Here is a 5,829-nt window from a genome sequence, read left to right on the forward strand (position 1 = left end):
TTTCGGATGAGCCTATTTCCCATTAAATGGTTCTCATTTAAGTGAGAATAAATTTCTTGCCCGTTGAAGATGAGTAGCTGCATTCTCTGTTAAAAGCGGCTGGCTCAAAAAATTAAAAGTTTACTTCTAACGTTCATACAAAATTAAAGTTATTGCATATAAAATTTGGGATGAAAAGTTCTTAACTCTTATTCGACAATCTGGCCCTATTCTTGAAGATCGATACAACAAACGTGCTTTTCCAGTATAACTGATTTGTTTAAGGTTGTATTAGTGGAACTCAGCCTTGTTCAAATGGTTTAATCATTCCCAAAACAGCCCTGATATACGGAACATCCAAATTCACTTCCTCGGCCAGTCGCACTGCGCCGCCCTGCAAGTGATCTACCTCAAGATGCAGGCCCTTCCTCCGATCCTTATGCATGGATGAAGTTGCTTCAGGATCCAGTGCGTGTACATTCTGAAGAGCTGCGTCAACATCGGCATCCGTAATATCTGCTCCATACGCATTTGCCAAGGATTGCATTTCACGAAGTATCATGTCGCCAATATGAAGTGTTTCGGGATGCTCGCGAACCGAACCTATAGGCAGGTTGACTGCTGTCGTCACCCCTGACAACGCTGAGATGAACATGTATTTTTTCCAAAGTTCATGCGTTATTTCAGAGCTGTGTCCGGCAATGAATCCAGCGTTTTGTGAGACTTCTGCCAGTTTGCTGGAAATGGTCTGCTGTGATGGGTCAAGCTCGCCGAATACCAAATGATGCATATCCCCTGCCTGTTCCACATGGCCTTTATCGTTCAACGTGGCAAATATATATGACAACCCGCCAAGAACGTATTCCTTACCGAGCTTTTCCTGCAAAATCTTGATATGTTCAATACCGTTTAATACTGGCAGGACATAGGCACCTTTTTCTGTTAACGTTTTTAATTGATCCAGTGTCCCTTCAAGATGAAAGCCTTTCACACTGACCAGCACAAGATCGGCAGATTCAATCTCGCCGGAATCTGTTACAACATGAGGTTTTTTTATCTCGTAATCACCATGTGTACTGTTGATTTTTAAACCATTTTCTTTAATTTGGGCTGCCCTTTTCTCCCTCACCAAAAACGTCACATCAACTCCCGCTTCAATCCAGCGTCCTCCGAAATAAACACCTAGCGCCCCCGCACCAATGACAACAATATGCAAAATAATTCCTCCCTTTTCCAAATCAGTTGTTAATTTTTAGAATAATCTTTATCGATTGATTTGTCCATTCTTATTTATTAAAACGGGACAGGAGTAAGATCTTGCCCTCTTTGTCGACTGACATATTCGGAATAAAATGAACTAATTGACAATAATGCCATTTTTGCTATGATAGATAAATCAAATAAACGATGTCGGCAGTAATTGAAAGGAGACATATCATGCAGCCGGATCAGCAATTTCTGCGGATTCCCGGACCAACCCCGGTTCCGCCAAGTGTCCAGCGCGCGATGAATCAGCCGATGATCGGTCATCGGGATCAGGAGACAAAAGATTTACTACATCGTATCAAACCAAAATTGAAACCGGTTTTTGGGACCGAACAGGATGTTTTGATCATAGCCGGAAGCGGTACTGCCGGATTGGAAACCGCCGTTGTCAACGCCGTCCACCCCGGTGACGAGGTGCTGGTTATTGTGACGGGTGCGTTCGGTGACCGGTTTGTGCAAATTTGCAATGAGCATCAGATCGAGACGCACCGGTTTGATATAGAATGGGGCGAAGCAGTCAAGCCAGAATTGATTGCGGATTATTTAAGACAACACACCGGTATTAAGGCGGTTTTTGCCACGTTTTGCGAGACGTCGACTGGTGTATTGAACCCTGTCAAGGAACTTGCTGACGTTATCCATAAGCAATCAGATACCCTCTTTATCGTCGATGGTGTTTCCGCTATTGGCGGTGCAGACGTAAAAATGGACGACTGGGGAATTGACATTCTTATCACCGGTTCACAGAAAGCGATGATGCTCCCACCGGGACTGACGTTTGCTGTCGTGAGCGAACGCGCCTGGCAAGTAATCGAAACCAATGACCGGCCGTCTTTCTATTTTAATTTAACCAAGTACCGCAAACAGCTGGAAAATGATGCAACACCATTTACGCCTGCTGTATCGTTGTTGTTTGGTCTGAAGCAGGTGCTTGCACTGTTTGAGGAAGAAGGTCTTGATACTGTTTTTGCAAGACACGAACGCATGAAAAACATGACACGAGCGGCATTCCGCGCACTTAATATTCCGCTTTTGACAACTGATCAGGCCGCCTCGCCCACGGTAACTGCTGTCAGACCGGACGACTTTGACCCGGATGCACTCAGGAACGAGCTTAAGAAAGAATTCAACATGACGGTTGCCGGCGGTCAGCAACATTTGAAAGGCCACATATTCAGGATCGGGCACATGGGCTACTGTTCACCCGCGGATATTTTGCAAGTGATCGGCATCATCGAAGTTGCACTGAATAAAATAGGTAAAACGGTGAAACTTGGAACTGGTGTAGGAGCAGCACAGGAAATGATGCTTTCAGGAGGAATTTAAATGTTTCATATATTAATAGCGGACCCTATCAGTGATGAAGGACTCAGTTTGCTGCACGACAATGAAAATGTTTCAGTCACCAAAGACACGGGTCTGACGCCTGATGAACTGAAAAACCGGATAGCAGCGTTTGATGCGCTGTTGGTTCGGAGCCAGACAAAGGTTACTCGCAGTATCATTGAAAAAGCGGAGAGGTTAAAAATCATAGGCCGAGCCGGGGTTGGGGTTGATAACATTGATCTTGATGCAGCCACCGAAAATGGGATCATTGTCGTCAATGCCCCGAACGGCAACACTAACTCGGCTGCCGAACATACCATGGCAATGATTATGGCGCTCTCCCGCAAGATACCACAGGCCCATTCTGCATTAAAAAACCAAAAATGGGAGCGGTCGAAATATGTCGGTGTCGAAGTGAAAAATAAAACACTTGGCATTGTCGGACTGGGACGTATCGGTACGGAAGTTGCATACAGGGCCAAGGGACAGCGTATCAATGTGATCGCCTATGATCCATTTTTGACCAAGGAAAAGGCGGAAAAAATGGGCATTGAATATGGTGAATTTGAAGATGTTTTAAACAAAGCAGATTACATTACCGTCCATACACCGCTCATGAAAGAAACGCGCCATATGATTGACAGTGATGCTTTCCGGCAAATGAAAGACGGCGTACACATCATTAACTGCGCTCGTGGCGGCATCATAGACGAAGAAGCGCTGTATGACGCGCTCGTCTCGGGCAAAGTTGCGGGTGCGGCGATTGACGTACTTGAAGAAGAGCCGTTTCAGGATCACAAACTGCTGGAATTGCCACAAGTAGTCGCCACACCGCATTTGGGCGCCAGTACCGTTGAAGCTCAGGAAAATGTCGCGATTGATGTATGTCATGATGTCTTGAATCATTTGACAGGTGATATGGTCAAAAACCCGGTCAACATGCCGGCAGTGTCAAGTGATGTGCTCGGTCAAATTGAACCATACTTCCACTTGGCCGAAAAACTAGGTATCTTCCTGATCCGCCTGACAGCCGACGTACCAGAAGAAGTGAATATCTATTATTCTGGTGAGCTGTCAGATGTTAAAATTGCACCTATTACACGGAACGCCGTCAAAGGACTGCTGCAGCGGCATCTCGGAAATCACGTGAACGATGTGAATGCTTTGTACCTTGCTGAGAAAAAAGACATCACCATCCATGAAAACCGGACTTCATCCACGAAAGGTTTCACCAACTTAATGACCGTCGAGGTGAAAACAAAGTCGGGCGTAAGAAGTGTTTCCGGAACGCTCTTGAATGGACTTGGCGCCCGTATCGTCCGGGTCGATCATTACAGTGTCGACGTGATGCCGCGGGGTCATATTGTCGTGATCCATCATCAGGACCTGCCAGGTGTCATCGGAAAAATGGGCAGTCTCCTGGCCGACCGTGATATCAACATTGCCACGATGCAGGTTGACCGCTCCGATATCGGTGGTGACGCGATCATGATCCTCACCATTGATAAATACGCAGAACAAGAAGAACTGGAGGCATTGAAAGAGCTGGAAGAAATCAGTGACGTTACTGCGGTAGATTTGTGATTGAACGGGGCTGTCTTCCGAAATCTTGCTGTGATTCAGTCGATATACCGGGTTTTCGGTTGATAAATTTGTTATTTGGTTGAAAAATATTTTCTTTGGTTGATATATTTGATTTTTGGTTGATATATGCAGCTGATGACCCCCAAAACAAGAGGCGCTTGAGCATTTTCAAGCGTCTTTTTCCTATAAAGTATGATCTTTTCCATAAAAATGCTCTATAATGCTCTATCTTTGCTTCGTTATTTTCATAACACACTAGATAAACATCCGGATTAGTCAAGTTTCTCCATTGTTCAAATCCAGATTCATTTTGAAAATGATTGATAAGCAGTGCCATCAGATGTCCGTGTGTAACAATGATTGTCTTCTCCTGCTCGGTTTCCAAAGTACTCTCCACTACACTGACCCGCGTTTGACGACATTTCAGCTTGACTCTCCGCTGTCATAAGCCACATCAATATCCTCAAACGATGCTTCCAGTTTCTCCAGCCAATCGAGCAGCATTTTTGTGCTCAGTATACTTTCCGTCAGTCGCTCATCCTCTTCAACAATAAGACTCTTTTGCTCGGTAATGGGACCAACTGACTGAACAGCCCGCAGCATGGGGCTTGATACAACCCAGTCAATTTTAATGTTCGTAAAAAATGTTAAGTCTCTCGCCCGCCGTTTGCTCCTTTCTGTAAGTGCATACCCCTGCCCCACCGCCTCGCAATGTCTCACAACGTATATCTTCTTTTCCATGAATTCCACTTCCAGTCGCTTCAAGTTATCTCAAGAATACAATATTTCCGCAAAAATTTGAATCAAACATCATTTTTTGCTTGACTAGGAACAAATGTTCCCTTACAATAAAAGTATACTATATTATGTATCTATAAATGGGGTGTGTTTAAATGATGGCAGTAGAGAGAGTGGTAGAAAATAAAAGTGACTATAGGGTTCCTGGTTATGGCGGGCTTTGGGAAAAAATAATCAGCGAATTATTTGAAGAATTTATGCTGCTTTTCGACCGTGATTTATACGAGGAGATTGATTTTTCAAAAACCCCTAAGTTTTTACAACAGGATCACTATAAGGAAATCATTGAAGAAAAGAAAAATAGTCATACGGCCGATCAAATTGTGCGAGTCTATTTAAAGAACGGTACAGAAAAATGGATTCTCATCCACATTGAAATGCAAGCTAAAGCCGATAAAGATTTGTCTGAACAAATGTTCCGGTATTTCTATCGGATATATGACCGTTTTGACCGGGATGTGCACACAATCGCGCTCATCATGGACGATAAACGATCCGAACGTCCTGAACATTTCCACTACTCTTTTTTAGAAACCAAAGTTGATTATCAGTACGATGTTTATAATTTTAACAGTCAGGACATTGTATATTTAGAACAGTCAACAAATCCATTTGCGGTTGCTGTCATTGCAGGCATCTGCGCCAACAAATCAAAATACGATGTAAAAAAACGTTTTTATTTTAAAAGAAAATTGATGAAGCAAATTTTGAAAGGATTTCCTAAAGAGCCGGAAAAATCCCGCACATACATGACTGCTTTGTTTTATTTTATTGATTATATTCTTCAGACGCCTAATTATTTGCAGGACCAGTTGGAAAGGGACCTCTCAGCACATTTAGATAAGAAGGACGTTCACCAAATGCATGCTGAAAAAG

General features: G+C 43.7%; 6 protein-coding genes. 3 read left to right on the forward strand and 3 right to left on the reverse strand.

From position 1 onward, the window contains the following. Nucleotides 1–280: 280 nt before the first annotated feature. Entirely contained in the window at nt 281–1,195 is a 915-nt protein-coding gene (locus VK080_RS07420; RefSeq protein WP_324224135.1) for a ketopantoate reductase family protein, read from the reverse strand. A gap of 221 nt (nt 1,196–1,416) precedes the next feature. On the opposite strand from VK080_RS07420, the gene VK080_RS07425 reads away from it, so the two are divergent. Beyond that, nucleotides 1,417–2,571: an alanine--glyoxylate aminotransferase family protein gene (locus VK080_RS07425; RefSeq protein ID WP_324224136.1), complete on the forward strand. Its 1,155-nt coding sequence runs from the start codon at nt 1,417–1,419 to the stop codon at nt 2,569–2,571. Then, nucleotides 2,572–4,155: a phosphoglycerate dehydrogenase gene (gene serA / locus VK080_RS07430; protein WP_324224137.1), complete on the forward strand. Its 1,584-nt coding sequence runs from the start codon at nt 2,572–2,574 to the stop codon at nt 4,153–4,155. It abuts the gene before it with no gap. On the opposite strand, the gene VK080_RS07435 is transcribed toward serA, so the two are convergent. Together VK080_RS07435 and VK080_RS07440 are read right to left on the reverse strand one after the other, a co-directional pair. Continuing rightward, nucleotides 4,136–4,540 carry a hypothetical protein gene (locus VK080_RS07435; RefSeq protein ID WP_324224138.1) on the reverse strand — a complete coding sequence of 135 codons (405 nt, stop codon included), beginning with the start codon at nt 4,538–4,540 and terminating at the stop codon, nt 4,136–4,138. The two genes, serA and VK080_RS07435, sit on opposite strands and share 20 nt — an antisense overlap. A gap of 38 nt (nt 4,541–4,578) precedes the next feature. Beyond that, nucleotides 4,579–4,896 (reverse strand): histidine phosphatase family protein, encoded by a 318-nt coding sequence (locus VK080_RS07440; RefSeq protein WP_324224139.1) that lies wholly within the window; start codon nt 4,894–4,896, stop codon nt 4,579–4,581. 152 nt (nt 4,897–5,048) lie between these two features. Here VK080_RS07440 and VK080_RS07445 point away from each other — a divergent pair. Continuing rightward, nucleotides 5,049–5,829, forward strand: a 781-nt coding sequence (locus tag VK080_RS07445) for an Rpn family recombination-promoting nuclease/putative transposase (RefSeq protein ID WP_324224140.1), incomplete at its 3' end; no start/stop codon positions are given.

This window comes from Lentibacillus sp., assembly GCF_035301925.1.
Classification (GTDB): domain Bacteria; phylum Bacillota; class Bacilli; order Bacillales; family Amphibacillaceae; genus Lentibacillus.